This window comes from Falsiroseomonas oleicola, assembly GCF_019029495.1.
In the GTDB taxonomy this organism is placed as follows: domain Bacteria; phylum Pseudomonadota; class Alphaproteobacteria; order Acetobacterales; family Acetobacteraceae; genus Falsiroseomonas; species Falsiroseomonas oleicola.
In genome coordinates, this window is sequence record NZ_JAERQM010000002.1 from 570,662 (window position 1) to 597,232 (window position 26,571).

Here is a 26,571-nt window from a genome sequence, read left to right on the forward strand (position 1 = left end):
AAGCGGGGGTCATGCGGTTTCTTGCAATGTCGTGTCGCTTGGTACGGACCCGGCCGGCGGCGTATAGAAGGGCGGCATGGATATGGAGCGCGGGTGATGCAGGTGGGGCAGGATCGCAAGGTGGCGACGGTGTTCGGCGGCGCCGGCTTCATCGGACGCTATGTGGTGCAGCGCCTGGCGGCGCAGGGCTATGGCGTGCGGGTCGCCACCCGCCACCCGGCCGCGACGCGCTTCCTGACCACCCAGGGGCGGGTCGGGCAGATCGTGCCCTTGCAGGTCTCCGTCACCGACCCGGCGGCGCTGGCCCGGGCTGTGGAGGGGGCGGATGTCGTCATCAACCTGGTCGGCATCCTGCATGGCGATTTCGACCGCATCCAGGGCGAGGCGCCCGGCCTGATCGCCGCTGCCGCCAGCAAGGCGGGCGCGCGCCGGATGGTGCATCTTTCCGCCATCGGTGCCGATGCGGGCAGCGAAAGCCGCTATGCCCGCAGCAAGGCGGCGGGGGAGGCGGGCGTGCTGGCGGCCTTCCCTGGCGCGACCATCCTGCGTCCCTCCGTGGTGTTCGGGGCGGAGGACCAGTTCTTCAACCGCTTCGCCGGCATGGCACAGATGCTGCCCTTCATGCCGGTGGTCTCCGGCGACAGCCGCTTCCAGCCGGTCTTCGTCGGCGATGTGGCCGATGCGGTGATGGTGGCGCTGAAGGACGATGCGGCGCAGGGCCGCACCTATGAACTCGGCGGGCCGCGCGTGATGACGATGCGGGAGGTGCTGCGCTTCATCCTGGACACCATCCGGCGTCCGCGCCGAATGGTGGACATGCCGATGGGCCTGATGCGGCTTCAGGCCGCGGTGCTGGAGAAACTGCCGAGCCCGGCGCTGACCCGCGACCAGCTTCTGCTGCTGGCCAAGGACAATGTGGTGGCGGAGGGCGCGCCGGGCCTCGCCGCGCTGGGGATTGCGCCGAAATCGGTGGAGGCGGTGGTTCCGGCCTATCTGCGCCGCTTCCGGCCCGGCGGCGGTCGCCGCGACCTCGCGACCGCATGAGGCCGGATCGGGCCTTTTATGATGGAGGTCCGGGGTGCCTCGAGGTGGGGCGGTAAGGAAAATACGATTTTAGGACAGTCATGCTGTCCTTTCGACGCAAAACGGACTCGCATCCGTTGCTATGCTGGTGTAGGAGGCTCCCCCGCGCCGCCGCCGGACGGCGCGCGACTCTAGGAGCCTCGCCGCCATGGCCGAACGGATGCTGCAATTCGTGCGCCTCGACCAGCACCAGCCGGACAAGCGTCCGGCCACGGCGCGGCGCGAGGATTTCGCCGAGATCTACAAGGAATTCGACCCGGCGGCGGCGAAGGCGCAATCCAGCCGCTGCAGCCAGTGCGGCGTGCCCTTCTGCCAGGTGCATTGCCCGCTGAACAACAATATTCCGGACTGGTTGAAGCTGACGGCGGAAGGCCGGCTGGAGGAGGCCTATGAGGTCTCCGCCGCCACCAACACTTTTCCGGAGATTTGCGGCCGCATCTGCCCACAGGATCGCCTGTGCGAGGGCAACTGCGTCATTGAGAAAGATTTTGGCAGCGTCACCATCGGGTCGGTGGAAAAGTACATCACCGACACGGCCTGGGAGATGGGCTGGGTCAAGGCGCCGAAGCCGCGGCGGGAACTGCCGCAGTCCGTCGGCATCATCGGCGCGGGGCCTGGTGGGCTGGCGGCGGCGGAACGGCTGCGCATGCGCGGCTACCAGGTGCATGTCTATGACCGCTACGACCGCGTCGGCGGGCTGATGATCTACGGCATCCCCAACTTCAAACTGGAGAAAGAGGTGGTGCTGCGCCGCTGGAAGCAGTTCGAGGAAGGCGGCATCCAGTTCCACCTGAACACCGCCGTCGGCCAGGACATCACGCTGGAGGCGCTGCGCCTGAAGCACGACGCCGTGCTGATCGCGACCGGCGTCTACAAGGCGCGCGACATGGCCGCGCCGGGCATTGGCCTCGACGGCATCGTGCCGGCGCTGGATTACCTGACCGCCTCGAACCGCGCCGGGCTGGGGGAGGTTGTGCCCGGCATGGCCAATGGGGCGATGAACGCCGCCGGCAAGCGCGTGGTGGTCATCGGCGGCGGCGACACGGCGATGGATTGCGTCCGCACCGCGGTGCGCCAGGGCGCCACCTCCGTCACCTGCCTCTATCGGCGCGACAAGGCGAATATGCCGGGCTCGATGCGGGAGGTGTACAACGCCGAGGAAGAAGGCGTCGTCTTCGAATGGCTCGGCGCGCCGGAGGCCTTCCTGGGCGATGGCGCGGTCACTGCCGTGCGCGCGCACCGCATGCATCTCGGCCTGCCGGATGCGACCGGCCGCCAGCAGGTGCAGCCGATCCCGGGCAGCGGCTTCGACCTGCCGGCCGATATCGTCATCATGGCACTCGGCTTCGACCCGGAGGACCTGCCCAAGGCCTTCAACGAGCCGGCCTTGCCGGTGACGAAATGGGGCACGCTGAAGGTGGACCATCGCACGATGATGACGGCGCTGCCGGGCGTCTTCGCCGCCGGTGACATCGTGCGCGGCGCATCCCTCGTCGTCTGGGCGATCCGCGACGGGCGCGACGCGGCCGAGACCATGCACAGCTATATCGAGCAGAAGACCGCGGCGCTCGCCGTGGCGGCGGAGTGACGACGATGGACAACTACGTCGCAGACTACCAGTCCCAGCACGCGCTGCTGTCGTCCACCGCGCATGTGGACCTGACGGAGCATGACGCCTGCGGTGTCGGCCTGGTGGCCTCGCTCGATGGCCAGGCGCATCGCAAGGTGGTGCAGGCCGGCATCGATGCGCTGAAGGCGGTGTGGCACCGCGGCGCGGTGGATGCGGATGGCAAGACCGGCGACGGCGCCGGCATCCATGTCGAGATCCCGCAGGACTTCTTCGCCGAGGTCGTGGAGCGTGGTGGCGACCGCCTGCGCCCGGGCCGCATCGCGGTGGGCATGGTCTTCCTGCCGAAGACCGATCTCGGCGCGCAGGAGCGCTGCCGGCAGATCGTGGAATCCGAAATCCTCGCCGCCGGCTACAGCATCTATTCCTGGCGCCAGGTGCCGATCGACGTCGCCTGCATCGGCGAGAAGGCCAATGCGACGCGGCCGGAGATCGAGCAGATCCTGCTGTGGAATCCGCGCGGCGTCGATGAGGACAGCTACGAGCGCGACATGTTCGTGATCCGCCGCAAGATCGAGAAGCAGGCGATCGCGGCGCAGATTCCGGAACTGTACCTCTGTTCGCTGTCCTGCCGCTCCATCGTCTACAAGGGCATGTTCCTCGCGGAGAGCCTGACGGAATTCTACCCGGACCTGCTGGATGTGCGCTTCGTCTCGCGCTTCGCCATCTACCACCAGCGCTATTCCACCAACACCTTCCCGACCTGGCGGCTGGCGCAGCCCTTCCGCATGCTGGCGCATAACGGCGAGATCAACACCGTCCACGGCAACATCAACTGGATGAAGTCGCATGAGACGCGGCTGGCCCATCCTCTGCTCGATGCGCATATGGACGACATCAAGCCCATCGTGCAGGCCGGCGGCTCCGACACCGCGACGCTGGACAATGTCTTCGAACTGCTGGTGCGCGGCGGCCGCGACGCGCCGATGGCGAAGTCCATGCTGATCCCGGAAAGCCTGGGCAGCAACGCGACCATGCCCGACGCGCATCGCGAATTCTTCCTGTACTGCAATGCGGTGATGGAGCCCTGGGACGGCCCGGCGGCCATCGCGGCGACCGACGGCAAATGGGTGATCGGCGGGCTGGACCGCAACGGCCTGCGCCCGATGCGCTACACCATCACCCATGACGGCATCCTGGTCATCGGCTCCGAGACCGGGATGGTGAAGATCGCCGAGGACCGCATTCTTTCCAAGGGCCGCGTCGGCCCTGGGCAGTGCGTCGGCGTGGAACTGGCGACCGGGCGCTTCTACGGCGATACCGAGCTGAAGGACCGGCTGAGCTCGGGCAAGCCCTTCGGCGAATGGACCAGCCGCACCACGCGCATCGACGCCATCGTCAAGACTGGCGCCGATGAGCATGCGGAGCTGACCGGAGAGGCGCTGCGCCGCCGCCAGCTCGCCATGGGCTATACGCTGGAGGAGCTGGAGACGATCCTGCATCCGATGGTGGAGGAAGCGGCCGAGGCCATCGGCAGCATGGGCGACGACACGCCCATCGCCGTGCTCTCCAGCCAGTATCGCGGCCTTCACCACTACTTCCGGCAGAGCTTCAGCCAGGTCACCAATCCGCCGATCGACAGCCTGCGTGAGACGCGGGTGATGTCGCTGAAGACGCGGCTCGGCAATCTGGGCAATATCCTCGATGAGGATCCGACCCAGTGCGACATGCTGATGCTGGACAGCCCGGTGCTGTCCAACGCGGAATTCGCCGCCATGCGCGCCTATATGGGCGACACCGCCTGCGTGGTGGATTCCACCTTCCCGGTTTCCGCCGGCGAGCAGGGGCTGCGCGACGCCATCGAGCGCATCCGGCGTGAGGCGGAGGAAGGTGTGCGCAGCGGCTGCGCGCATGTGATCCTGACCGATGAGGGGCAGTGCGCCGAGCGTGCCGCCATTCCGATGATCCTGGCCGTCGGTGGCGTGCACACGCATCTGGTCAAGAACTCGCTGCGCACCTTCACCAGCCTGAACGTTCGCAGCGCCGAATCCATCGACGTGCACTACATCGCCGTGCTGATCGGCGCCGGCGCCACCACGGTGAATGCCTATCTGGCGCAGGAGAGCATTGCCGACCGGCATCGCCGCGGGTTGTTCGAAGGGCTGTCGCTGAAGGATTGCGTCGGTCGCTACAAGAAGGCGGTCGATAAGGGGCTGTTGAAGGTGATGTCCAAGATGGGCATCTCCGTCATCTCCTCCTATCGCGGCGGCATGAACTTCGAGGCCATTGGTCTGTCGCGCGCGCTGGTCGCCGAATTCTTCCCCGGCATCGCCAGCCGCATCTCCGGCATCGGCCTGTCCGGCATCGCGCGCCGCGTGCTGGCGCTGCATGCCAAGGCCTGGGATGCGGATGCGGTGACGCTGCCGGTCGGCGGGCTCTACAAGCTGCGCAAGAGCGGCGAGAACCACGCCTTCGACGGCTCGCTGATCCACACCTTGCAGCGCGCGGTGGAAACCGACAGCTACCAGACCTTCAAGCGCTATTCGGAAGGCGTGCGCCGCCTGCCGCCGGTGGCGCTGCGCGACCTGCTGGATTTCCGCGCGGAGGGCCGCGTGGCCGTCTCGCTGGAGGAAGTCGAGAGCATCACGGAAATCCGCAAGCGCCTTGTCGCGCCCGGCATTTCGCTCGGCGCGCTGAGCCCGGAGGCGCATGAGACGCTGTCCATCGCCATGAACCGCATCGGCGCGCGCAGCGACAGCGGCGAGGGCGGCGAGGACCCGGTGCGGGCGCGGCCGCGCCGCAATGGCGACAATGCGAATTCCGCCATCAAGCAGATCGCCTCGGGCCGCTTCGGCGTCACCGCCGAATACCTGAACAACTGCAAGGAAATCGAGATCAAGGTCGCGCAGGGCGCCAAGCCCGGTGAGGGCGGGCAGTTGCCCGGCTTCAAGGTGACGGAACTGATCGCCAAGCTGCGGCATTCCACGCCGGGCGTGATGCTCATCAGCCCCCCGCCGCATCACGACATCTATTCGATCGAGGATCTGGCGCAGCTCATCTACGACCTGAAGCAGATCAACCCGGAAGCCACCGTCTGCGTGAAGCTGGTGGCGCGCAGCGGCATCGGCACCATCGCCGCCGGCGTGGCCAAGGCGAAGGCGGATGCGATCCTGGTCTCCGGCCATTCCGGCGGCACGGGAGCTTCCCCGGTCTCCTCCATCAAGCATGCCGGCCTGCCCTGGGAGATGGGGCTGACGGAGACGCATCAGGTGCTGATGCTCAACCGCCTGCGCCATCGCGTGAAGCTGCGCACCGATGGCGGCATCAAGACCGGCCGCGACGTGGTGATCGCGGCGATGCTCGGCGCCGAGGAATTCGGCATCGGCACGGCGTCGCTCGTTGCCATGGGCTGCATCATGGTCCGCCAGTGCCACAGCAACACCTGCCCGGTCGGCGTCTGCACGCAGGACGATGCCCTGCGCCAGAAGTTCGCGGGCACGCCGGAGAAGGTCATCAACCTGTTCAGCTTCGTGGCGGAGGAGGTGCGGGAAATCCTCGCCGGCCTTGGCTTCCGCAAGCTGACGGATGTGATCGGCCGCACCGACCTGCTGCGCCAGGTCAGCCGTGGCGCGGAGGATCTCGACGACCTCGACCTGAACCCGCTGCTGGTGAAGGCCGATGCCGGCGCGCATGCCGCCTATTGCACCATCGAGGGCCGCAATGAGGTGCCGGAGACGCTGGATGCCGACATGATCCGCGACGCCGCGGCGCTGTTCGAGCGTGGCGAGAAGATGCAACTCGCCTACAACATCCGGAACACGCACCGCGCCATCGGCACGAAGATCAGCAGCAAGATCGTCCGCAAGTTCGGGATGGAGGGGCTGCAGCGCGGCCATCTCACGGTGCGCCTGCGCGGTTCCGCCGGCCAGTCGCTCGGCGCCTTCGCGGTGCGGGGCCTGAAGCTGGAAGTCTTCGGCGATGCCAATGACTATGTCGGCAAGGGCCTGTCGGGCGGCACCATCGTGGTGCGTCCGGCGCCGTCTTCCGGCCTCGTCTGGCGCGACAACACAATCGTCGGCAATACCTGCCTCTATGGCGCGACCGGCGGCGCGCTGTTCGCGGCAGGCCAGGCGGGGGAGCGTTTCGCGGTGCGCAATTCCGGCGCGCTGGCCGTGGTGGAAGGCGTCGGCGCCAATGGCTGCGAATACATGACGGGTGGCACCGTCGTGAGCCTCGGCCCGGTCGGCGACAATTTCGGCGCCGGCTTTACCGGCGGCATGGCCTTCCTCTACGACGCGGAAGGCGCCTTCGAGCAGCGGGTGAATCCGGAGACGCTGCGCTGGCGTCGCATCGGCGCCTCCGCCCATTGGGACGGTGTGTTGCGCGAGCACATCGCCCGCCATGTCGAGGAAACCGGCAGCCCCTTCGCCAGCCGCCTGCTGAACGACTGGGCGACGGAACGGCTGAACTTCTGGCATGTCGTGCCGAAGGACTATGCCCGCTACCTGCCGCAGCCGATGGAAGAGGCTGTGGCCATCGCCGCGGAGTGACTTTCCGCGCGACACGCCGCGCGCTGCTGGCGGCGGCGGTTCCCGGCTGTGCCTCGGCACAGCCCGGGCTGGTCACGCCACCGGCGGCGCCCGGTGGCGGGCTGCATGCGCGGGCGGCGGCCAAGGGCCTCGCCTTCGGCGCGGCGCTGGCCACGCGGCACATGGGTGAGCCGGATCTGATGGCGGCCTACCGCGCCGATTGCGGGCTGCTGGTCGCGGAATATGAGATGAAGTGGTCGCAGCTGGAGCCGGAGGCCGGGCAGCGCCGCTTCCGCCTCGCGGACCAGCTGGTCAGCTTCGCGCGCCGCAATCGCATGGCGCTGCGTGGCCATACCCTGCTCTGGCATGAAAGTGAGCCGCGCTGGCTCAGCAGCCTGGATGCGCGGGGCACGGCGGCGGCCATGGCGTCGCATGTCGATGCCACGGCGCTGCGCTGGCGGGGTGCCATCGGCACCTGGGATGTGGTGAATGAGGCGGTGGCGCCGGAACATGGCCGGCCGGATTTCCTGCGCCGCACCTGGCTGCTGAACCGTCTGGGGCCGGACTACCTGCCGCAGGCCTTCCACATTGCCCGTGCCGCCGATCCCGATGCCCGGCTGGCCTATAACGACTTCGGCATCGAGCACGCCAATCTCTGGTCGCGCCGGCGGCGGCTGGGCGTGCTCAACCTGTTGCAGGCGCTGCGGCGGGCGGGGGCGCCGGTGCAGGTGCTGGGGGTGCAGGGGCATCTCCAGGCCGGCCAGCCCTTCGAGGCCTCCGAGTGGCGGGCCTTCCTGGCGGAGGTCGCGGCGCTCGGCCTGACCATCGAGATTACCGAGCTGGATGTGAACTGCGCCGCGCTGCCGGCCGCCGCGGCGCGGCGCGATGCGCTGGCTGCCGATCTGGTGCGCCGCTTCCTGGATGCGACCCTGGCGGAGCCTGCCGTGCGCAGCGTCATCACCTGGGGCCTCAGCGACCGCCACTCCTGGATCCAGCAGGGCCTGCTGGCCGAACATCGCCGGTCCGACAATGCCCGGCCGCGCCCGCTGCCCTATGACGAGGCGATGCGGCGCAAGCCGATGTGGGCGGCCATCGCTTCGGCCTTCGACGCGGCGCCCCGGCGCGGCTGAATCGGGCGCGGCTGACCGGGGTCATGGCCGGGCCGCGGGTTGGCCCCGGCGGCGGCGCGTGTCATATGTCAGGGCGTCTCAAATATAGGCCCGCATGCGGATCCTTTTCCATCTCCCGCTCTCACCCTTCGCCCGCAAGGTCCGGCTCGCGCTGGCCGAGAAACGGCTACCTTTTGATCTTCGTATCGAAAGGGTCTGGGAAAGGCGGGAGGAGTTCATGACCGTGAACCCCGCCGGCACCGTGCCCGTGCTCCAGGAGGCGAATGGCCTCTGGATCGCCGATTCCTACGCGATCTGCGAATATCTGGACGAGGCCTATCCGGACAATCCGCTGCTCGGCCGCACGCTGGCGGAGCGCGCGGAGGTGCGGCGGCTGGTCGCCTGGTTCGACCAGAAGTTCTACGCCGAGGTCACCCGCAACCTGGTCTTCGAAAAGCAGATGAAGCGGGTGCTCGGCCGCGGCAATCCGGATGCGGCGGCGATGCGCGCGGGCTATGCGAACCTGAAGCCGCATCTGGAATATATCGGCTGGCTGGCGGAAAGCCGGGCCTGGCTGGCGGGACCGCAGCTCGGCCTCGCCGATCTCGCGGCCGCGGCGCAGCTTTCCGCGCTGGACTATATCGGCGATGTGGATTGGAGCATCTCGGATGCTGCCAAGGACTGGTATGCGCGGGTGAAGTCCCGCCCCAGCTTCCGCCCGCTGCTCGGCGACCGGGTGACCGGCGTGACGCCGCCGGCGCATTACGACGACCTGGATTTCTGAGCGGTAACTTGTCCGGTTCTCGGAACGGTCCGTATGGTGCACCGGATCGCGCCTCGGAGGCTCCATGCGTCGCCTGTGCCTGTTTCCGCTGCTCGCGCTGCTGATGGCGCTGCGGGTCGCCGTGCCGGAGGCATCGGCGCAGGGGACGCAGACGGTGCGGGGGGCGTTCACCCTGGGCAGCAAGGTGGTGGCGCTGCCGCCGGGGCCGTGGCGTGTCGTGTATCAGGGCGCGGAGCCGGGGCGGACACGCGATCTCACCGTTCCCACCGCGCTGCACCGCGCGGTGCTGGTGCAGGAAGTGGCGGGCCGCGCGGCCGGCGTGATCCTGGCCACCGCTGCCGCGGATGTCGGCACCGTCTGGGACCCGCATGGCATCTGCACCCGCACCGATGCGCTGCGTCGGCATGTCGAACAGGCGGTGCGCGGCAGCCTGGATTGCCGCGGATTGGTGAACCAGGGCGCCGGCGCTGGAACCACGACCCCGGCCTGGATGCGCAGCCTTTACAGGCTGGGCGAGGGTCGCCCGGGCTTCATCCCGCCGCGCTGGATCGCGGCCCAGCTGCTGCTCAGCGAGGACATGCACCTGCTGCGGGTGGACTACCGCTTCGCCCCCGCCGCCTATGCCACCGGCACTGCCCGAAATGCCGCCAACTGGCATGACGGCGTGCGGACCGCCGAGCAGACCGCCTTCCTGGATCGGCTGGAGACCTTCACCCTCGCCGCGCGCACCGAACTGCGGCGCGGCCTGTATGGCCGCAGCCCCGCCACGCCGCTGGCCGGGCCGTTCTGAAACTCAGCGCCGCGCCGGCCCGGCCTCGTTCAAAGCGAGATTCTGCGCCGCGAGGTCGGCGGTGGCGGAAAGCGGCGCGGCCTCGATGGCACGTTCCCAATCCGCCCGCGCCCCGGCTGCATCACCGCGAAGCTGGCGGATGATGCCGCGTTCCAGCAGCGCCTCGGCATTCGCGGGTTCCAGCGCCAGGGCACGCTCGATATCGCGGGCGGCCAGTTCGGCGCGGTCGAGATGGCGGTGGGAGGCGGCGCGGAAGACCAGCGCCTCCGCCCGCTCCGGCTCCAGCGCCAGGGCGCGGTCGAGGTCCTGGATCGCCTCGGCATAGCGCGACAGGCCGCCGAGGGTCACCGCGCGGTCCACCAGCAGGTCCACATCCTCCGGCACCAGGGTCAGCGCCATGGTGGCGGCGCCATAGGCCCGATTCGGCTCGCCGGCCATCAGCCAGGCCTGGGTTGCCTGGGCGAAGACCGCGGCGCGGGCCGGGCCGCTGGCCTCCGACAGGCTGGCGAGGCTTTCCAGCCTCTGCGCGGCGGAGGCCGGCTCGCCCATGGCCAGCAGGGCCAAAGCGGTGCATTGCCGCGCCCCTTCGCCGCCGCCGGCCGCGTCCCAATTCTCGGCGAAGCGGCGGGCGGCCTCGGGGTCGCTGCGCAGCAGGGTCAGGCAACGCTCGAATTCCGGCGCCTCGGTCAGCCTGGGCGGCGGCTGCGGCGGAGTCGGCAGCGTGTCTTCCGCCGTCATGGCGGTGCGGGGGGTCAGCGTCACCCAGCCGGCCAGACCCACCGCCGCGAGGGCGGCGGCGGCGAAGGCACCGAGCAGGACGGTTCGGGTCTGGCGTCGCATGGCGTCTGATCCTACCCATCACCGTGGCACGACGCCAGTTGCACGCGGTTTCAGGGGATTTCAGGGCATGCGCATGGTGGTGGCGGGGCTGGGCTATAGCGGCGCGGCGATCGCGGCGGAGGCTTTGGCGGCGGGCTTTTCCGTGATCGGCACCGCGCGCGATCCGTCCCGGGCGGTGGCGCCGGCCGGGGTGGAATTGTGCGCTTTCGCGGAAGCCGGGCCGGCGATTGCCGCGGCGACGCATCTGGTGGTGACCGCCGCGCCGGGCGAGGCCGGCTGCCCGGTGCTCGCGGCCCATGCGGCCGCCATTGCAGCCACGTCGGGCCTGCGCTGGATCGGCTATCTCTCGACCACCGGCGTCTATGGGGATCGGGATGGGGGGGAGGTGAGGGAGGCCACCGCCCCCACGCCGGGCCAGCCGCGCTCCATCGAGCGCCTGGCGGCGGAAGACGCCTGGCGGCAGGCGGTGGGCGGCGCGGCGCTGGACCTGTTCCGGGTCGGCGGCATCTATGGCCCCGGGCGTTCGCCGCTGGAGGATCTGCGGCGCGGAACGGCGCGGCGGGTGGTGAAGCCCGGCCATGCCTTCAGCCGCATCCATCGCGACGACATCGCCCTGGCCGTCGTCACCGCGGCGCGGCAGGGCGGCCAGGGGCAACGCGTGCTGCACCTGGTGGATGACGAGCCCGCGCCCAATGCGGATGTGGTGGCGGAGGCGGCGCGGCTGCTCGGCGTGACGCCGCCGCCCGAGATCCCCTTTGCGGAGGCCGCCCAGGCGATGTCGCCCATGGCGCTGTCCTTCTGGGCGGAAAATCGCCGCGTGGCGAATGCCCAGACCAAGGCGGCGCTGCGCCTGGAATGGCGCTATCCGACCTACCGCGCCGGGCTGGCAGCGATCCTGGCGGGGTAGGTCACACCAGAAGGCTGTCCAAGGTCTCGGCCAGCAATCGCAGGTCTTCCGGCCGGGACAGGCGGTGGTCGCCATCCTTGATCAGGTGCAGCCGCACATCGCCGCCGGTCAGTGTGTCGACCAGCCGCAGCGCGTGGCGCCAGGGCACGTCGGGGTCGGCCATGCCCTGCAGGATGCGCACGGGGCAGGGCAGGTCGAGCGGGGTGCCGAGGACGGATTGGTGGCGGCCATCCTCGATCAGGGCGCGGGTCACCGGCGTGGGCTCGCCATACTGGCTGGGCAGGTGGATCACCCCCTCCCGCATCACCGCCTGCTTCTGCTCAGCGGAGAAGGAAGGCCACATCAGCAACTCAGAAAAATCGGGCGCGGGCGCCAGGCCGATGAAGCCGGCGAGGCGCTCGCGTCGCTGCCGCGCCAGCAGCAGCCCGATCCAGCCGCCCATGGAGGAGCCGACGAGGATCTGAGGCCCGGTGGTCAGCGCATCGAAGACCGCCAGGGCATCGGCCGCCCATTGGCCGATGGTGCCGTCCTCGAACCGCCCGGCGCTTTCGCCATGGCCCGAATAATCCAGCCGCAGGAAGGCCTGGCCGCGCGCGGCGCAATGGTCGCGCAGCGCCAGCGCCTTCGACCCCTGCATGTCGCTGCGATAGCCCGGCAGGAAGACCACGCCGGGGCCGCGCCCCGGCAGCCTTGCCCAGGCCAGTCGGCCATCCAGGCGCCCTGTTTCCTCGCTCACGCCAGGTAGCCCCGCTTCGCCAGGTTCGCCATCAGCGCGCCGATTCCGAAGGACCAGGGCGGGCAGGAATCGGTGCGGTCCACCTCATTGGCCAGGGCGCCCAGGCGCGGCGTCGAGATGCGGACCACGTCGCCCGGATGATGGGTGAAGCCCATGCCCGGCGCGCCGCGGTCCTTGCTCGGCGAGAAGGGCGTGCCGAGGAACAGCACCGCGCCATCGGGGTATTGGTGATGCGCGCCGATCATCTGGCCCACCACCTCCGTCGGGTCGCGGCTGATGGCGCCGATGCGGCCGGTCTCATGCAGTTCGAAGCCGTCGCGGCCGGTGATGTCGAGCGTCAGCTCGGCCTGCCGCACATCCTCCAGCGCAAAACCTTCGTCGAACAGGCGGATCAGCGGGCCGAGGGCGCAGGCGGCGTTGTTGTCCTTGGCGCGGCCGAGCAGCAGGGCGCTGCGGCCTTCCACGTCGCGCAGGTTCACGTCATTGCCCAGCGTCGCGCCGACGATTCTTCCGGACGCATTCACCACCATCACCGCTTCCGGCTCGGGGTTCGACCATTTGCTGCCGGGGTGCACGCCGACCTTGGCGCCGGCGCCAACGGCCGACAGCACGGGACCCTTCGTAAAAATCTCGGCGTCGGGGCCGATGCCGACTTCCAGGTACTGGCTCCACCAGCCCTTCTCGACCAGGGAGGCCTTGACCCGCATCGCCTCCGGGCTACCGGGTATGAGACTTGCCAGGTCGTCGCCGATGATGCCGCGCACCTCGGCGCGGATCGCCTCTGCCTGGCTGGCATCGCCGCGGCAGCGCTCCTCGATCACCCGTTCCAGCATCGACCGCACATAGGTGACGCCGGCCGCCTTGATGACCTGAAGGTCGATCGGCGCCAGCAGCCAGGGGCGGGCAGGGTCGTGCGCCGCGTGATGCGCATTGGCCAGCGCCGCCGGCAGATCCAGCGAGGCCGGCACGCCGCGCGCGGCGATCGCGGCGATGGGGTCCTCGCTGTTCAGCCAGGCGCTGGCGGTGGCGAAGGCGGGCGTCATGTCGAAGGCGGCGCCCTGGCGCAGGGCAAGGACGCTCGGCCCCTCCGGCGTCATCAGGCGCAGTGCGAAACTCCCCGAATCGAGGTCGGCGGGCAAGGCGGCGTGCTGGGTCATGACGGGCTGGACTCTCCCTGTTCCGGTCTTTCCGGCAGCCTAGCCGCAGCGGTCGCGCCTGCCAAAGGCGGCGCGGCGCCGTCACGGATGCAACAGGCGACATGCGCGCGAAACCCGTTTCCCCACCGGCGCGCCACCGTCGCGAAACGGTTGGACGGCAGAAGGCCCCTCCGCCCAGGATGGGCATCAGACGAGGAACACGCGCCATGCTGGCCACCGATCGCTACGGGGGTGCAGATGGCGCGGGCTGCGTGAGGCGGGCGCCGCGGGCCGTCTGCCGGATTTAATTAAACCGAACGGTTGACTCTTTGCGGGGCGATTTTATATTCAACTTCATGGTTGAATTACAAACCCCCCGCATCGACACCGCCCATCTGGACAGCGTCTTCCACGCCCTCGGCGACGCCACGCGCCGGCGCATGCTGCGCGAACTGGCTGGCGGCGCGCGCACGGTCGGCGAGTTGGCAAAGCCCTTTGCCATGTCGCTGGCCGCCGCCTCCAAGCACATCAAGGCGCTGGAACATGCGGGGCTGATCCGCCGCGAGGTGCGCGGCCGCACCCATCTGTGCCGCCTCGACCCCGGTCCGCTCGCCAGCGCCCATCGCTGGCTGGGCGTCTACGAGCCGTTCTGGACCGAGCGTCTCGACGTGCTCGAAGGGCTCCTGCGCGAGGAGGATGCCCGCCCCACCCCGAAAGGAGATGACCCATGAACGACACCGCCCTGCTCGACTTCCATGGCGTGCTGGTGGAGCCCACCACGCTGCGCATCGAACGCCTTCTGCCCGGCCCGATCGAGCGCATCTGGGCCTATCTGACCGACAGCGACTTGCGTCGCCGCTGGCTGGCCTCCGGCGCGATGGAACAGCGCCTCGGCGCCAGCACCGAGCTGGTCTGGCGCAACCAGGAGCTGAACGATCCGCCGACCGCGCGCCCGGAAGGCATGCCGGAGGAACACCGGATGGTGGTGACCGTCACGGAGATCGACCCGCCCCGCCGCCTCGGCATCACCTGGGGTGCCAGCGGCGGCGTGACCTTCACGCTGGAGCCAAGGGGGACGCAGGTGCTGCTGACCATCCTGCACCGCCGCGCGCCGGATCGGAACACGCTGCTGAATGTCAGCGCCGGCTGGCACGCGCATCTCGACATGCTGGCGGCGGATGTCACCGGGCAGGCGAAGCCCGCGCATTGGGACAATTGGGTGCGGCTGCGCGCGGAATATGACGGGCGCTTCCCGGCCTGAGCTTCACGCCATCCCCCGGGGCGGTGCAGCATGGCGGTCATGCCCGCGCCGCCCCGCCCCATCCACACCTCCACCCATGCCCGGATTGCGCATGATTTCTACGCGACGCCCGCCTGGGTGACGGAGGCGCTGCTGCGCCACGTCACGCTGCGCGGACGGGTCTGGGAACCCTGCTGCGGCACCGGCGCCATCGCGGAGGTGCTGATGCGCCGCGCCTATCCGGTGGAGGCCAGCGACATCGCCGATCATGGCTATGGCCGGACGGGAATCGACCTGCTGGGCTGCACCGAGATGCCGCCGGGCTGCGGTGCCTTGGTGACCAACCCGCCCTATGGCGATGGCGGTGAGCAGCGGGCGCGGCCGCGCGCGCCTTCCGCCCTGCTGGACCTGTTGCGGCATATGCTGGCGCTGACCGCCGTGCGGCAGGCGCAGCTCGCCTTGCTGGTGCGGCTGCAATGGATCGCGGGCCAGCGCGCCGCCGCGCTGATCCAGGCCGCGCCCTGCACCCATGTCATCGCCCTGACCCGCCGCATCCGCTGGTTCGACCAGGGCGAGGCAACCAATGGCGCGCAGCATCACCATGCCTGGCTGGTCTTCGACCACGCCCGCAAGCGGCGCGGCCCGCCCGCCTTCCTGTTCGCCGATTGAAGGAGTTTTGCTGATGAGCCCGACCGTGCCGATCATCGATGTCGCTGGGCTGCGCGCGGCTGAGCCGGATGCGCGCCGCGCCGTGGCCGCGGAGCTGGGCGCGGCCTGTCGCGGCGCGGGGTTCTTCCTGGTGACCGGGCATGGCATTCCCGACTCCACCACCGCCGGGCTGTTCGGCGCCGCGCGGGCGCTGTTCGCGCTGCCGGAGGCGGCGAAGCAGGCGATGTCCATCCGCCGCTCCCCGCATAATCGCGGCTATGTCGGCATGTCGGAGGAACAGCTCGACCCGACGAAGCCGGCGGACCGGAAGGAGGCTTTCAATATTGGCCTCGACCTGGCCGCCGATGATTCGGAGGTGCTTGCGGGAAAGCCCTTCCGGGGCGTGAACCTGTGGCCGGAGGGCGCGCCGGAATTGCGCACGGCCATCATGGCGCATTTCGACGCGGCCTGGGCGCTCGGCCGGCTGCTGCATCGCGGCTTCGCGCTGGACCTCGGCATCGCCGAGGACTTTTTCGAGGACAAGCTCGACCGCCCGCTGGCGACGCTGCGCCTGCTGCACTACCCGGCCGGGGGTGGCGCGGAGGCGGCGCTGGGGGCCGGCGAGCATACCGACTACGGCAATGTCACCGTGCTGGCGACCGATGGCGTGGCGGGGCTGGAGGTGAAACGCCGCGGTGGGGGCTGGGAGGAGGTGCCGCAGGTGGCGGGCGCCTTCGTCTGCAACATCGGCGACTGCCTGATGCGCTGGACCAATGATGTCTATGTCTCGACGCCGCATCGGGTGCGGGCACCGTCGGCGGAGCGCTATTCCGCCGCCTTCTTCCTCGACCCCAATCCGGACACGATGGTGACGGTGCTGCCCGGCTGCACCGGGCCGGACAACCCGGCCCGCTACCCGCCGGTGACCGGCGCCGACTATCTGCGGGAGAAGCTGGACGCGACCTATGCGCATCGCCGCGGGTCCTGATCCATCACCGGCCGGCTGATGGACGCGGTGCGTGGGTGGCGGTAGGAACCGCCTGCCATGACCCTACCCCCCGCCGTGCTCCAGGTGCTGCCCGCTCTGGCCTCCGGCGGGGTCGAGCGCGGCACCATCGAAATCGCCGAGGCGATCCGCGACGCCGGGCTGCGGCCCATCGTGGCCTCCGCCGGCGGTTCGCTGGTGACGGAGCTGGAACGGCTGGGCGTTACCCATGTGACGCTGCCACTGGCGACCAAGTCGCCGCTCGGCCTGTGGCGTAACGCGGCGGCTTTGACGGCACTGGCGCAGGCGGAGGGCGTACGGATCATCCATGCCCGGTCGCGCGCGCCCGCCTGGTCGGCGCTGCTCGCGGCGCGGCGCAGCGGCGCGGCCTTCGTCACCACCTATCACGGCGCCTATAACGAGAATCTGCCGGGCAAGCGGATCTACAACTCCGTCATGGCGCGCGGCGACCGGGTGATCGCCATCAGCCGCTTCATCGCCGACCTGATCCAGGCCCGGCATGGCGTGCCCGAATCCGGCATCCGGCTGATCCCACGCGGCGTCGATCCGCGACGCTTCGACCCGGCCAGCCTCTCGGCAGAGGCCGTCGCGGCGCAGCGCGCTGAATGGGGCGCGGGGCCGGGCGATGCGGTGATCCTGCTGCCGGCGCGGCTGACGCGCTGGAAGGGCCAGGCCGTGCTGGTCGAGGCGCTGGCCCATCTGCCACCCACCGCCCGCATCGTGCTGGCGGGCGGCGGCCGCGACAATTTCCGCGACGAATTGCTGGCCCTGGCCGCGCGCCATGGCGTCGCCGACCGGCTGCGCTTGGCCGGCCATGTGCCCGACCTGGCCCTGGCCATGGCCGCCGCCGATATCGTCGTGCATGCCAGCACCGATGCCGAGGCTTTCGGGCGCACGGTGATCGAGGCCCAGGCCATGGCGCGCCCCGTTGTCGCCGCCGATCTCGGCGGGCCGCGCGAGACGGTGGAGCATGGCGTGACCGGCTGGCGCGTGCCGCCCGGCGATCCCCTGGCGCTGGCGGCGATGCTGGCGTGGGTGCTGGCGATGCCGACGGCCGCGCGGCAGGCGGTGGGCGATGCAGCCCGCGACTCCGTGCTGCGCCACTACAGCACCGCCGCGATGCAGGCGGCGACCATCGCCGTCTATCGGGAGCTTCTGGGATGACCGAGCCTGCCATCCTGGTCATCCGGCTCGGCGCGCTGGGCGATTTCGTGCAGTCCTTCGGCCCCTTCGCCGCGATCCGCGCGCATCACCCCGGCGCGCGCATCGTGCTGCTGACCACGCCGCCCTTCGCCGACCTCGCCCGGCGCAGCCCCTGGTTCGACGAGGTCTGGGCGGAGGGCCGCCCCTCCTGGCGCGATCCGCGGGCGGTGCTCGGCCTGCGGCGGAGGTTGCGGGCGGCGCGGTTCGGACGGGTCTACGACCTGCAGACCTCCAGCCGGTCTTCCCGCTATCGCTGGCTGGTGGGGCTGGGCGTGGAGTGGTCCGGCATCGCGCGCGGTGCTTCGCACCCCCACGCCAACCCCGACCGCGACCGTCTGCACACCATCGAGCGGCAGCGGGAGCAGTTGGAAGCGGCGGGGATCACGGAATTTCCGCCGCCGGCGCTGGATTGGCTGGATGCGGACCTGTCGGCCTTCGACCTGCCGCCGCGCTTTGTCCTGCTGGTGCCGGGCGCGTCCCCGCTGCGGCCGGGCAAACGCTGGCCGGAGGCGCGCTTCGCCGAATTCGCCGCCACCAGCTCGCTGCCCTGCGTGGTTCTGGGTGGCAGGGCGGAGGTGGCCCTGGCCGAGGCTATCGTCGCGGCGGCGCCTGGCACGATCAGCCTGGCCGGCCGCACCGGCTTCGCCGAGATCGCGGCCCTGGCACGGCGCGCCAGCTTCGCCCTGGGCAATGACACCGGCCCGACCCACCTGATCGCCGCCGCCGGCTGCCCGACGCTCGCTTTGTTCGGCGGCGACAGCGACCCGGCCCTCTGCGCCCCGCGCGGCCCCGCCGTGGCGGTGCTGCGACACCTGCCACTGGCGGCGCTGGGGCTGGCGGAGGTCAGGGCCGCCATGGCAGCGCTGCCGGAGCGATAATTTTGAACTTTTTCGTCGGCATCGAGTCAAATGGTTCGATGATGACGAAGATGGCTAAGATCATTAGCGTCGTGAAGGCCCCGAACCGAAACCAGGTGTCTCGGCTCAGTTTCCGTTTCAAGAATTCAAGGATGGGGTTTTGTTCGGTTTCTGAAGGGGCATCATCAGACCAATGCTTGGATCTTGGTGGCCGTCCTGATCCGATCTCAATCAGCTTCATCGCCTGGCGTCGGACCGCGAAGACATAGTAATCATAGAGGGCGGTCGTCAGCAAAAAAATGGATAGGATCGGCAGCTTTTCGTTGAATAGCGCCTGGCTTGGGACGATTTCCTTGCCGTTGGCAGCAACCGTCGCCGCCGTGCCGAGGAAGCCGATCAGAAGCCCAAAAGCCCAGCGCGAGGCGGCAGCAACCTCGGCATCAAGCTTTTGCACCATCTCGATGGCTGTTTCGCGCATACGAAATATGAGACAGGACAGCGATGAGATGTCACCAGGAAAGTTGCGCATGGCGCCTGCGGCAACCTCCTGATTCCATCAAGGCCTGTCAGCCGGCAGGGACGCCGCCATGCGCCCAGGCGCGCAGCGCCTCCATCTCCACCTCAGACAGCTTTTCGCCCAGGCCGCGCGTGGTGTTGAGCAGGGTGGCGTAGAGCACCCGGGCGAGGCGCGCGGTGCCTTCCGGCCCCACCGGCTCATGCAGCTTCACATAGCCGCGCATCAGCCAGCGCAGCAGCGCCGTCACCTCCCGCGCCGAGATGTACAGCCCCTGGGCGGCGGCGGCTTCCGCCAGTTCGGGCGCGGCGCTGACGGGCTCCAGCGGCAAAGCGGCGGCGATGGCGGGCAGCAGGAAGCCGATCTCGGCCGGGGTGAAGGCGGGCAGGTCATGCGGCAGGCCCTTGGGGTCGCGGGAGCCCCAGAGCAGGTCGCGCAGCAGCAGCGCGGCCTCCATCGCCGCGGCCTCGGGAGTCAGCTCATCCGGTGCTGAGGGTTCGGAAGCGGGGGGTTGCGGTGTGGGCCGTTCCTCCGCCACCGCCGCGGGCGCGGAGGCCTCCTCCACCGATGGGGCCTCGACCTGTGGGGCCTCGACCTGTGGGACGGCAGCCGGCTCCGCCTCCGCCTCGGGGGCCGTTTCCTCGGCCGGGGCGCCGCCGCGCTCGGCATCGAAGACCCAGCGCCGGGCGGGGGGGCCGGAAAGCGACAGCCGCGGATCCTGCGCGCTTTCGATCAGCGCGCCGAGCGAGCCGGCGCCGGCATAGTCGGTCTGCCGCAGCGCCGGAAAGGTGCGCGGCAGGGTCTGGCCGAGATCGGCCAGGCGCAGCGCACCGGCCGGGCTGCGCGCCAGCGCATCCCGCAGCCAGGCCAGCACCTGGCCACGCAGATCCGCCGCATCCGGGCCGCGCTGGGGTGGGGCAGGGGTGGGGGCCGCGGCGCTGACCTGGGCGATGGGCAGGTTGCCCATGCCCTCATGCGCGAATTCATCGAGGCCGACCACCAGGTCCGCAGCCGCCAGATAGGCGGCCTTGGCCGTGTCCTGCGCCAGAATGGTGATGCGCCGGTCATGCGCCCGCAGCCGGGCCAGCGCCGGCAGGAAGTCGCTGTCGCCCGAGAGCAGCACGAATTCATCGAAGCGCGTGCGGTGGTCCAGCGCCTCCCGGATATCCAGCGCCATCTTCATGTCGGCGCTGTTCTTCAGCCAGGCGACCGGCGGGCAATCCACCACGTCGAAGCCGGCCTGGACGAAATTGGCGCGGAATTCCGAGAAATAGGCGCGGTTGCGCAGGTCCCGCGTGGCGCGGTAGCGCGCCACCGGGCGGCCCGGCTGGAAATCATGATATCCGCCGGGATTGAGGTAGCAGCGCCGCACCAGCGTGCGCCGGGTGGCCGGCGGGCCGCTTTCGCCGCGCCCTTCCAGCCAGGCGAGCCAGGCGTCGGGGCGTTCGCCGAAGGCGTAGGCGGCCCTTTCATCCCATCGCAGCAGCGCCATGAAGACATTGTCGAAATCAACGTAGAGCGCCGCGCGGGGCGGCTGTTCTTGTGGGGTCATGGAGTCATCCGGCCGAAGGAGTGTCGGCATTCTGGTCATCAGGGGGCAGTCATGTCGGAAGTCGCCTTGACGGCAAGGCGGCAGGCTGGTCATGGTCCGCGCCCTTTATGGCACAGACCAGGAGCCTTGTATCCCGATGCCCGCGATCACCCTGCCTGACGGTTCTGTCCGCGACTTCGCCGGGCCCGTCTCGGGCACGACGGTCGCCGCCGGCATAGGCCCCGGCCTGGCCAAGGCCGCCCTCGCCATGATGGTGGACGGCGTGCTGCGCGACCTGTCGGACGAGATTTCGGCCGATGCCAGCCTGCGCTTCATCACCCGCCGCGACCCCGAGGCGCTGGAGATGATCCGCCACGACACCGCCCATGTGCTGGCGGAGGCGGTGCAGGACCTGTTTCCGGGCACCCAGGTGACGATTGGCCCGACCATCGAGAACGGCTTCTATTACGACTTTTTCCGCAATCAGCCCTTCAGCGTCGAGGACTTCGCCGCGATCGAAGGGCGGATGCGGGAGATCGTCGCCCGAAATGCCGCGTTCAAGCGCAGTGTGGTTTCGCGTGCGGAAGCCACTTCGCTGTTCGAGAAGAAGGGCGAGGCCTTCAAGGTCGAGCTGATCCGCGACCTGCCGGAGGGCGTGGAGATCAGCCTCTACAGCCAGGGCGACTGGATCGACCTTTGCCGCGGGCCGCATATGCGCTCCACCGGCGATGTCGGCACCGCCTTCAAGCTGACCAAGGTCGCCGGCGCCTATTGGCGCGGCAAGTCCGAGAACCCGGTGCTGAGCCGCATCTACGGCACCGCCTGGCGCGACCAGAAGGAGCTGGATGCCTACCTCCTTCAGGTCGAGGAGGCGGAAAAGCGCGACCACCGCCGCATCGGCAAGGAAATGGGCCTGTTCCATCTCCAGGAGGAAGCCACCGGCAGCGTCTTCTGGCACCCGAAGGGCTGGAAGCTGTACCGGACGGTGGAAGACTATATGCGTCGCCGCCTGGACCAGGCCGACTACCAGGAGGTGAAGACACCGCAGCTGGTGGACCGCCGGTTGTGGGAGGAATCGGGGCATTGGGAGAAATTCCGCCACGCCATGTTCCTCGCCAAGGTCGAGGACAAGGACGAGGCGGACCGCACCTATGCGCTGAAGCCGATGAACTGCCCCTGCCATGTGCAGATCTTCAACCAGGGCGTCCGCAGCTACCGCGAACTGCCGCTGCGCATGGCCGAATTCGGCGCCTGCCACCGCTTCGAGCCTTCGGGCGCGCTGCACGGGATCATGCGCGTGCGCGCCTTCACCCAGGACGATGCGCATATCTTCTGCGAGGAGCACCAGATCGCGGATGAGACGGTGCAGTTCGTGGCGCTGCTGTCGGGCGTCTACCGCGACCTCGGCTTTTCCGAGTTCCGGGTGAAGTTCTCGGATCGCCCCGCGGTGCGGGCCGGCGACGACGCCACCTGGGACCGGGCCGAGGGCGCGCTGAAGGAGGCCTGCGCCGTCGCCGGCGTGGCGTATGAGCTGAACCCGGGGGAGGGCGCCTTCTACGGCCCGAAGCTGGAATTCGTGCTGCGCGACGCCATCGGCCGCGACTGGCAATGCGGTACCCTGCAGGTGGACTTCGTGCTGCCGGAGCGGCTGGATGCTGTCTATGCGGCGGAGGATGGCACCCGCAAGCGGCCGGTCATGCTGCACCGGGCGATCCTGGGCAGCTTCGAGCGCTTCCTCGGCATCCTGATCGAGCAGCATGCGGGGCGCTTCCCGCTGTGGCTGGCGCCGGTGCAGGTGGTCGTGGCGACCATCGTCTCGGATGCCGACGATTATGCGCGCAAGGCGGCGGCGGCGCTCGCCAAGGCCGGGCTGCGGGTGGAGCTCGACCTGCGGAACGAAAAGATCAACCGCAAGGTGCCGGACCACATCGCCCAGCGCGTGCCGGTGCTGGCCGTGGTCGGGCGGCGGGAGGCGGAGGAGGGCATGCTGGTCCTGCGCCGCCTTCCGGGGCGGGAGCAGGAGAGCCTGCCGCTTGCAGAGGCAGTCGCCCGGCTGGTGGCGGAAGCCACGGCGCCGGACCTGGCCGAGGCCGCAATGGCGGATATTGCGGCGCAATAATGCCATATTTTACGGAGTCGCGCGCCCGTGGCGCGCGGCGCCCGCTTGCTTCGGCGGGGTCGCATCGCCATAACAAGCCCGATTACGCCTTGAACGACGACAGGAGAGCGCTATAGCCCGAGGTCCGATGCCCGCCCAGTTGCCGACGCGCGACGGCCCGCGGGTCAATGAAGACATCCGTGTACCCCAGGTCCGCCTGATCGATCAGGACGGTGAAATGATCGGGGTGATGTCGGCGCGCGATGCACTGCTGCGGGCTTATGAGGTCGGCCTTGACCTGCTCGAGATCAGCCCGAATGCCGTCCCGCCGGTCTGCAAGATCACGGATTACGGCAAGTACAAATATGAACAGCAGAAGAAGGCCAACGAGGCGCGCAAGCGCCAGAAGGTTGTCGAGCTGAAGGAAATCAAGGTTCGTCCGAATATCGACGACCACGATTACGACGTGAAGATGCGCCAGATGAAGGAATTCATCGGCGAGGGCGACAAGGTGAAGGTCACGCTCCGCTTCCGCGGCCGCGAGATGGCGCATCAGGACCTCGGCCTGAAGGTGCTGGACCGGATCCGGACGGAGCTGGCGGAGGCCACGAAGGTGGAATCCATGCCGCGCCTGGAAAATCGCCAGATGATCATGGTGCTCGCGCCGAAATAGGCGCCTGGACGTTTGGCTCCCTTCTGGCTGGTCCGCGCCCCGCGCGGGGCAGCCAATGGGGCAGGCGGCTGGCGCGCCGCTTGACCCGCCCGGTCCCGGGGGGGTAGGAAGCGCCGATCAGGTCACCCCTGATGCATTGGTCGGCCCGCCTCGTGCGGATCGGCTCCGTCGCTCCGCGAAGGCTCGCGCAGCGGCGCGATTTCGTTTGGGGTGAGCGCAGGGACCGCAAGGGGTGTTTCCGCCACGATGTTCGAGGCGTTGGGCAACAGGCTGACAGGGGTTTTCGACAAGCTGCGCCGTCGTGGCGCGCTGTCGGATGCCGATGTCCAGGAGGCGCTGCGGGAAGTCCGCATCGCGCTGCTGGAAGCCGACGTCGCCCTGCCGGTGGTGAAGGACCTGGTGAACCGCGTGCGCGACCGCGCCGTGGGCCAGGAAGTCATCCGCAGCGTCTCCCCTGCCCAACAGGTCATCAAGATCGTCAACGACGCGCTGGTTGAGGCGCTGGGTGGTGGCGAAGGCGATGACGGCAAGCGCGGCATCGACCTGAATGCGCCGTCCCCGTTGCCGATCCTGATGGTCGGCCTCCAGGGCTCCGGCAAGACCACGACCTCCGGCAAGATCGCGCTGCGGCTGCGGGTGCGGGATCGCAAGAAGGTCCTGCTGGCCTCGCTCGACGTGCATCGCCCGGCGGCGCAGTTGCAGTTGCAGCAATTGGCGGATCGCGCCGAGGTCACCTGCCTGCCGATCGTCATGGGCCAGCGGCCGCTGGAGATCGCGGCGCGTGCCATGGACGTGGCGCGGCGCGAGTTGTTCGACGTGGTCATCCTCGACACGGCGGGCCGCCTTTCCATCGACGCCGAGTTGATGGCCGAAGTGGCCGCGGTGAAGGCATTCGCAAAACCGCATGAGACGCTGCTGGTGGTCGATGCCATGACCGGCCAGGACGCGGTGCAGACGGCGCGCGCCTTCAACGAACAGGTCGGCGTCACCGGCATCGTCATGACGCGCGTCGATGGCGATGCGCGCGGTGGCGCGGCACTGTCCATGCGGGCCGTCACCGGCGCGCCGATCAAGCTGCTGGGTGCCGGCGAGAAGCTGGATGCGCTGGAAGACTTCCATCCCGACCGCATCGCCAACCGCATCCTCGGCATGGGCGACATCGTCTCCCTCGTCGAGCGTGCGGCGGAGACCATCGACCAGGCCGAGGCGGAAAAGCTCGCCAAGAAGATGCAGAAGGGGTCTTTCGACCTCGAGGACTATGCCCAGCAGATCAAGCAGATCGGCAAGATGGGCTCGCTCTCCGGCATCCTCGGCATGCTGCCCGGCATCGGCAAGATGAAGGCGCAGATCGAGAACGCCAATCTTGACCAGTCCATGTTGAAGCGCCAGTCGGCGATCATCTCCTCGATGACGATGAAGGAACGGCGCAAGCCGGATCTCATCAAGGCATCGCGGAAGAAGCGCATCGCCGCCGGCTCCGGCACCACGGTGCAGGAAGTGAATCGCCTGCTGAAGCAGTTCGACGACATGTCGGACATGATGAAGCGGATGAACAAGATGGGCCAGAAGGGGATGATGCGCGGCGGTCTCGCCTCGCTGATGCCCGGCCTTGGTAACAAACGACCGTTTTGAAGATCAGGAGAAGGTAACCCTCATGGGCCTCAAGATCCGCCTCGCGCGCGCCGGCGCCAAGAAGCGCCCCTACTACCACATCGTGGTGGCGGACAGCCGCAGCCCGCGCGACGGCCGCTTCATCGAGAAGCTGGGCAGCTACAACCCGATGCTGCCCTCCGACCATCCGGAGCGGGTGCGTCTGTTCGCCGAGCGCATCGCGCATTGGAAGTCGGTCGGCGCGCTGCCGACCGATCGCGTCGCCAAGTTCCTCGGCCATGCCGGCCTCGCGCCGATGCCGGTCTTCGCCGAGCAGCCGAAGCAGTCGCTGCCGAAGAAGAAGGCGCAGGAACGCGCCGCCGCCAACGCCGCCGCGGCGGGCTGAGGCAGGACAGGGGGCCTTAGGCCGTGGCGCGGGTGAAACGGGTGCTGGTGGGGGAGATCGGGCGGCCGCATGGCGTGCGCGGCCTGCTGCGCCTGCGCGCCTTCACCGCCGACCCGATGGCCATCGCCAATTACGGTCCCCTGACCGATGCCGAAGGCACGCGCCGCATCGCGCTGACCGCCCTGCCGGACGGGCTCGCCCGTATCGAGGGAGTGGCGGATCGCGACCAGGCCGCGAAGCTGACCGGCATCAAGCTCTATGCCGAACGCGACCGCCTGCCGCCGCCTGAGGATCCGGAGGAGTTCTTCCTCTGTGACCTGGAGGGGCTGCCCGCACTGACCGAGGACGGCGCCACGCTGGGCACCATCCGCGCGGTGGAGGATCACGGCGCCGGGGCCTTCCTGGTGATCGATGGCCCGGCCGGGGAAGTGCTGCTGCCTTTCACGAAGAAGGTGGTGCCGGTGGTGGATATCGCCGCGGGCCGGGTGGTGGTCGCACCGCCGGCCGAGGTGATCGTCGCCCCGCAAGCCGGGGAGGACGCGGCGTGAGCTGGCGGGCCACCATCCTGACCCTTTTCCCGGAGATGTTCCCCGGCCCGCTCGGTCTGTCCCTCGCGGGCAAGGCGTTGCGGGAGGGGCGCTGGGCGCTGGAGGCGATGGATATCCGCGGCTTCGCCACGGACAGGCACCGCACGGTGGACGACACCCCCTTCGGTGGCGGCGCCGGCATGGTGATGCGGCCGGATGTGCTGGACGCGGCCTGCGAAGCGGCGACGGCGGCCAATCCCGACGCGCCGCTGGTCTATCTGACGCCCCGCGGGCGGCTGCTGGACCAGGCGCTGGTTCGTGACCTGTCGGCCGGTCCCGGCGTGGTGGTGCTGTGTGGTCGCTACGAAGGCGTCGACCAGCGGGTGATCGAGGCCCGGAACATGGTCGAGGTCTCCGCCGGGGACTTCGTGCTGTCCGGCGGCGAACCCGCGGCGCTGCTGCTGCTCGATGCCTGCATCCGGCTGCTGCCGGGGGTGATGGGCGGGGCGGCCAGCGCGGCGGAGGAAAGCCACGGCGCCGAGGGCCTGCTGGAATACCCGCATTATACCCGCCCTGCCGAATGGCAGGGCCGGCGCGTGCCGGACGTGCTGCTCTCCGGCCACCATGCCGAGGTCGCACGCTGGCGCCGCGCCGAGGCGGAGGCCGCGACCCGCGCGCGGCGGCCGGACCTCTGGGACCAATTCTCCCGCCGCATGGCGGAACAACAGAACACGGCCAAGGCGGGGCGGCTGGACGGCCACCCGGCCGCCGCCTAGATGCAATGATTGGAAGGAACC

The 26,571-nt window shown here is 69.4% G+C and carries 24 protein-coding genes; 19 read left to right on the top strand and 5 right to left on the bottom strand.

Annotated features, from left to right (window positions below; genetic code table 11):
- The first annotated feature begins 96 nt into the window (after positions 1-96).
- The 6 genes from JJQ90_RS09475 to JJQ90_RS09500 all read left to right on the top strand — a co-directional run bounded on the left by JJQ90_RS09475 (position 97) and on the right by JJQ90_RS09500 (position 9,862).
- A complete protein-coding gene (locus JJQ90_RS09475) occupies positions 97-1,044 on the top strand; it encodes a complex I NDUFA9 subunit family protein (protein ID WP_216874669.1) in 948 nt (315 codons plus the stop codon).
- Positions 1,045-1,231: 187 nt separating this feature from the next.
- A complete protein-coding gene (locus tag JJQ90_RS09480) occupies positions 1,232-2,671 on the top strand; it encodes an NAD(P)-dependent oxidoreductase (RefSeq protein ID WP_216874671.1) in 1,440 nt (479 codons plus the stop codon).
- 5 nt (positions 2,672-2,676) lie between these two features.
- A complete protein-coding gene (gltB, locus tag JJQ90_RS09485; protein WP_216874673.1) occupies positions 2,677-7,200 on the top strand; it encodes a glutamate synthase large subunit in 4,524 nt (1,507 codons plus the stop codon).
- A complete protein-coding gene (locus JJQ90_RS09490; protein ID WP_216874675.1) occupies positions 7,197-8,309 on the top strand; it encodes an endo-1,4-beta-xylanase in 1,113 nt (370 codons plus the stop codon). Before gltB ends, JJQ90_RS09490 begins: the two co-directional genes overlap by 4 nt.
- Positions 8,310-8,403: 94 nt before the next feature.
- Entirely contained in the window at positions 8,404-9,072 is a 669-nt protein-coding gene (fzlA, locus tag JJQ90_RS09495; protein WP_216874677.1) for an FtsZ-binding protein FzlA, read from the top strand.
- Between the two features lie 64 nt (positions 9,073-9,136).
- Positions 9,137-9,862, top strand: coding sequence for a hypothetical protein (locus JJQ90_RS09500; protein ID WP_216874679.1), 726 nt, complete (start codon positions 9,137-9,139; stop codon positions 9,860-9,862).
- A gap of 3 nt (positions 9,863-9,865) precedes the next feature.
- On the opposite strand, the gene JJQ90_RS09505 is transcribed toward JJQ90_RS09500, so the two are convergent.
- On the bottom strand, positions 9,866-10,702 hold the full coding sequence (locus JJQ90_RS09505) for a tetratricopeptide repeat protein (RefSeq protein WP_216874681.1): 837 nt from the start codon (positions 10,700-10,702) through the stop codon (positions 9,866-9,868).
- Between the two features lie 67 nt (positions 10,703-10,769).
- Between JJQ90_RS09505 and JJQ90_RS09510 the strand changes: the two genes are divergently transcribed.
- Positions 10,770-11,609: a Rossmann-fold NAD(P)-binding domain-containing protein gene (locus JJQ90_RS09510; protein WP_216874682.1), complete on the top strand. Its 840-nt coding sequence runs from the start codon at positions 10,770-10,772 to the stop codon at positions 11,607-11,609.
- 1 nt (position 11,610) lies between these two features.
- Here JJQ90_RS09510 and JJQ90_RS09515 read toward each other — a convergent pair whose 3' ends face one another.
- Together JJQ90_RS09515 and JJQ90_RS09520 are read right to left on the bottom strand one after the other, a co-directional pair.
- Positions 11,611-12,345, bottom strand: a complete 735-nt coding sequence (locus JJQ90_RS09515) for an alpha/beta hydrolase (protein ID WP_216874683.1) — start codon at positions 12,343-12,345, stop codon at positions 11,611-11,613.
- Complete coding sequence (locus JJQ90_RS09520; protein ID WP_216874684.1) at positions 12,342-13,502, bottom strand: fumarylacetoacetate hydrolase family protein; 1,161 nt, start codon at positions 13,500-13,502, stop codon at positions 12,342-12,344. Before JJQ90_RS09520 ends, JJQ90_RS09515 begins: the two co-directional genes overlap by 4 nt.
- A 308-nt stretch (positions 13,503-13,810) precedes the next feature.
- Between JJQ90_RS09520 and JJQ90_RS09525 the strand changes: the two genes are divergently transcribed.
- Genes JJQ90_RS09525 through JJQ90_RS09550 form a run of 6 tightly spaced genes read left to right on the top strand, consistent with a single transcriptional unit; the run spans position 13,811 to position 18,456 of the window.
- The gene (locus JJQ90_RS09525; protein ID WP_230410513.1) at positions 13,811-14,212 is read left to right on the top strand and encodes an ArsR/SmtB family transcription factor; all 402 of its coding nucleotides are present in this window, start codon (positions 13,811-13,813) and stop codon (positions 14,210-14,212) included.
- On the top strand, positions 14,209-14,742 hold the full coding sequence (locus tag JJQ90_RS09530; RefSeq protein ID WP_216874685.1) for an SRPBCC family protein: 534 nt from the start codon (positions 14,209-14,211) through the stop codon (positions 14,740-14,742). Before JJQ90_RS09525 ends, JJQ90_RS09530 begins: the two co-directional genes overlap by 4 nt.
- A gap of 39 nt (positions 14,743-14,781) precedes the next feature.
- Positions 14,782-15,390: a TRM11 family methyltransferase gene (locus JJQ90_RS09535; protein WP_216874686.1), complete on the top strand. Its 609-nt coding sequence runs from the start codon at positions 14,782-14,784 to the stop codon at positions 15,388-15,390.
- 13 nt (positions 15,391-15,403) lie between these two features.
- Positions 15,404-16,357 carry an isopenicillin N synthase family dioxygenase gene (locus JJQ90_RS09540; RefSeq protein ID WP_216874687.1) on the top strand — a complete coding sequence of 318 codons (954 nt, stop codon included), beginning with the start codon at positions 15,404-15,406 and terminating at the stop codon, positions 16,355-16,357.
- Between the two features lie 57 nt (positions 16,358-16,414).
- On the top strand, positions 16,415-17,539 hold the full coding sequence (locus JJQ90_RS09545; RefSeq protein WP_216874689.1) for a glycosyltransferase family 4 protein: 1,125 nt from the start codon (positions 16,415-16,417) through the stop codon (positions 17,537-17,539).
- Positions 17,536-18,456 (top strand): glycosyltransferase family 9 protein, encoded by a 921-nt coding sequence (locus JJQ90_RS09550; protein WP_216874691.1) that lies wholly within the window; start codon positions 17,536-17,538, stop codon positions 18,454-18,456. The genes JJQ90_RS09545 and JJQ90_RS09550 overlap by 4 nt, the downstream gene beginning before the upstream one ends.
- Here the strand turns inward: JJQ90_RS09550 and JJQ90_RS09555 are convergent.
- Together JJQ90_RS09555 and JJQ90_RS09560 are read right to left on the bottom strand one after the other, a co-directional pair.
- Positions 18,422-18,964 (bottom strand): hypothetical protein, encoded by a 543-nt coding sequence (locus tag JJQ90_RS09555; RefSeq protein ID WP_216874693.1) that lies wholly within the window; start codon positions 18,962-18,964, stop codon positions 18,422-18,424. The genes JJQ90_RS09550 and JJQ90_RS09555 overlap by 35 nt on opposite strands.
- Before the next feature lie 37 nt (positions 18,965-19,001).
- Positions 19,002-20,501 carry an NYN domain-containing protein gene (locus tag JJQ90_RS09560; protein ID WP_216874695.1) on the bottom strand — a complete coding sequence of 500 codons (1,500 nt, stop codon included), beginning with the start codon at positions 20,499-20,501 and terminating at the stop codon, positions 19,002-19,004.
- A 136-nt stretch (positions 20,502-20,637) separates the two neighbouring features.
- On the opposite strand from JJQ90_RS09560, the gene thrS reads away from it, so the two are divergent.
- From thrS to trmD, 6 genes are all read left to right on the top strand, one after another.
- Positions 20,638-22,599, top strand: coding sequence for a threonine--tRNA ligase (thrS, locus tag JJQ90_RS09565; protein WP_216874697.1), 1,962 nt, complete (start codon positions 20,638-20,640; stop codon positions 22,597-22,599).
- A 127-nt stretch (positions 22,600-22,726) separates the two neighbouring features.
- Entirely contained in the window at positions 22,727-23,251 is a 525-nt protein-coding gene (gene infC, locus JJQ90_RS09570) for a translation initiation factor IF-3 (protein WP_216874699.1), read from the top strand.
- A 246-nt stretch (positions 23,252-23,497) separates the two neighbouring features.
- Positions 23,498-24,883 carry a signal recognition particle protein gene (ffh, locus tag JJQ90_RS09575; protein ID WP_216874701.1) on the top strand — a complete coding sequence of 462 codons (1,386 nt, stop codon included), beginning with the start codon at positions 23,498-23,500 and terminating at the stop codon, positions 24,881-24,883.
- A gap of 22 nt (positions 24,884-24,905) precedes the next feature.
- A complete protein-coding gene (rpsP, locus tag JJQ90_RS09580; protein ID WP_216874702.1) occupies positions 24,906-25,247 on the top strand; it encodes a 30S ribosomal protein S16 in 342 nt (113 codons plus the stop codon).
- Positions 25,248-25,279: 32 nt separating this feature from the next.
- Positions 25,280-25,795 (top strand): ribosome maturation factor RimM, encoded by a 516-nt coding sequence (gene rimM / locus JJQ90_RS09585; RefSeq protein WP_216875246.1) that lies wholly within the window; start codon positions 25,280-25,282, stop codon positions 25,793-25,795.
- The gene (gene trmD / locus JJQ90_RS09590; protein WP_216874703.1) at positions 25,792-26,550 is read left to right on the top strand and encodes a tRNA (guanosine(37)-N1)-methyltransferase TrmD; all 759 of its coding nucleotides are present in this window, start codon (positions 25,792-25,794) and stop codon (positions 26,548-26,550) included. Before rimM ends, trmD begins: the two co-directional genes overlap by 4 nt.
- Positions 26,551-26,571: the final 21 nt, after the last annotated feature.

What these genes read in the sequence shown, in the direction of transcription:
- JJQ90_RS09500 (WP_216874679.1), top strand. Translation starts at nt 9,137, where the DNA reads ATGCGTCGCCTGTGCCTGTTTCCGCTGCTCGCGCTGCTGATGGCGCTG.
- JJQ90_RS09555 (WP_216874693.1), bottom strand. Translation starts at nt 18,964, where the DNA reads ATGCGCAACTTTCCTGGTGACATCTCATCGCTGTCCTGTCTCATATTT.
- JJQ90_RS09550 (WP_216874691.1), top strand. Translation starts at nt 17,536, where the DNA reads ATGACCGAGCCTGCCATCCTGGTCATCCGGCTCGGCGCGCTGGGCGAT.
- JJQ90_RS09510 (WP_216874682.1), top strand. Translation starts at nt 10,770, where the DNA reads ATGCGCATGGTGGTGGCGGGGCTGGGCTATAGCGGCGCGGCGATCGCG.
- JJQ90_RS09540 (WP_216874687.1), top strand. Translation starts at nt 15,404, where the DNA reads ATGAGCCCGACCGTGCCGATCATCGATGTCGCTGGGCTGCGCGCGGCT.
- JJQ90_RS09475 (WP_216874669.1), top strand. Translation starts at nt 97, where the DNA reads ATGCAGGTGGGGCAGGATCGCAAGGTGGCGACGGTGTTCGGCGGCGCC.
- thrS (WP_216874697.1), top strand. Translation starts at nt 20,638, where the DNA reads ATGCCCGCGATCACCCTGCCTGACGGTTCTGTCCGCGACTTCGCCGGG.
- JJQ90_RS09480 (WP_216874671.1), top strand. Translation starts at nt 1,232, where the DNA reads ATGGCCGAACGGATGCTGCAATTCGTGCGCCTCGACCAGCACCAGCCG.
- JJQ90_RS09530 (WP_216874685.1), top strand. Translation starts at nt 14,209, where the DNA reads ATGAACGACACCGCCCTGCTCGACTTCCATGGCGTGCTGGTGGAGCCC.
- ffh (WP_216874701.1), top strand. Translation starts at nt 23,498, where the DNA reads ATGTTCGAGGCGTTGGGCAACAGGCTGACAGGGGTTTTCGACAAGCTG.
- JJQ90_RS09520 (WP_216874684.1), bottom strand. Translation starts at nt 13,502, where the DNA reads ATGACCCAGCACGCCGCCTTGCCCGCCGACCTCGATTCGGGGAGTTTC.
- JJQ90_RS09545 (WP_216874689.1), top strand. Translation starts at nt 16,415, where the DNA reads ATGACCCTACCCCCCGCCGTGCTCCAGGTGCTGCCCGCTCTGGCCTCC.
- gltB (WP_216874673.1), top strand. Translation starts at nt 2,677, where the DNA reads ATGGACAACTACGTCGCAGACTACCAGTCCCAGCACGCGCTGCTGTCG.
- infC (WP_216874699.1), top strand. Translation starts at nt 22,727, where the DNA reads ATGCCCGCCCAGTTGCCGACGCGCGACGGCCCGCGGGTCAATGAAGAC.
- JJQ90_RS09560 (WP_216874695.1), bottom strand. Translation starts at nt 20,501, where the DNA reads ATGACCCCACAAGAACAGCCGCCCCGCGCGGCGCTCTACGTTGATTTC.
- rpsP (WP_216874702.1), top strand. Translation starts at nt 24,906, where the DNA reads ATGGGCCTCAAGATCCGCCTCGCGCGCGCCGGCGCCAAGAAGCGCCCC.
- JJQ90_RS09535 (WP_216874686.1), top strand. Translation starts at nt 14,782, where the DNA reads ATGCCCGCGCCGCCCCGCCCCATCCACACCTCCACCCATGCCCGGATT.
- fzlA (WP_216874677.1), top strand. Translation starts at nt 8,404, where the DNA reads ATGCGGATCCTTTTCCATCTCCCGCTCTCACCCTTCGCCCGCAAGGTC.
- JJQ90_RS09505 (WP_216874681.1), bottom strand. Translation starts at nt 10,702, where the DNA reads ATGCGACGCCAGACCCGAACCGTCCTGCTCGGTGCCTTCGCCGCCGCC.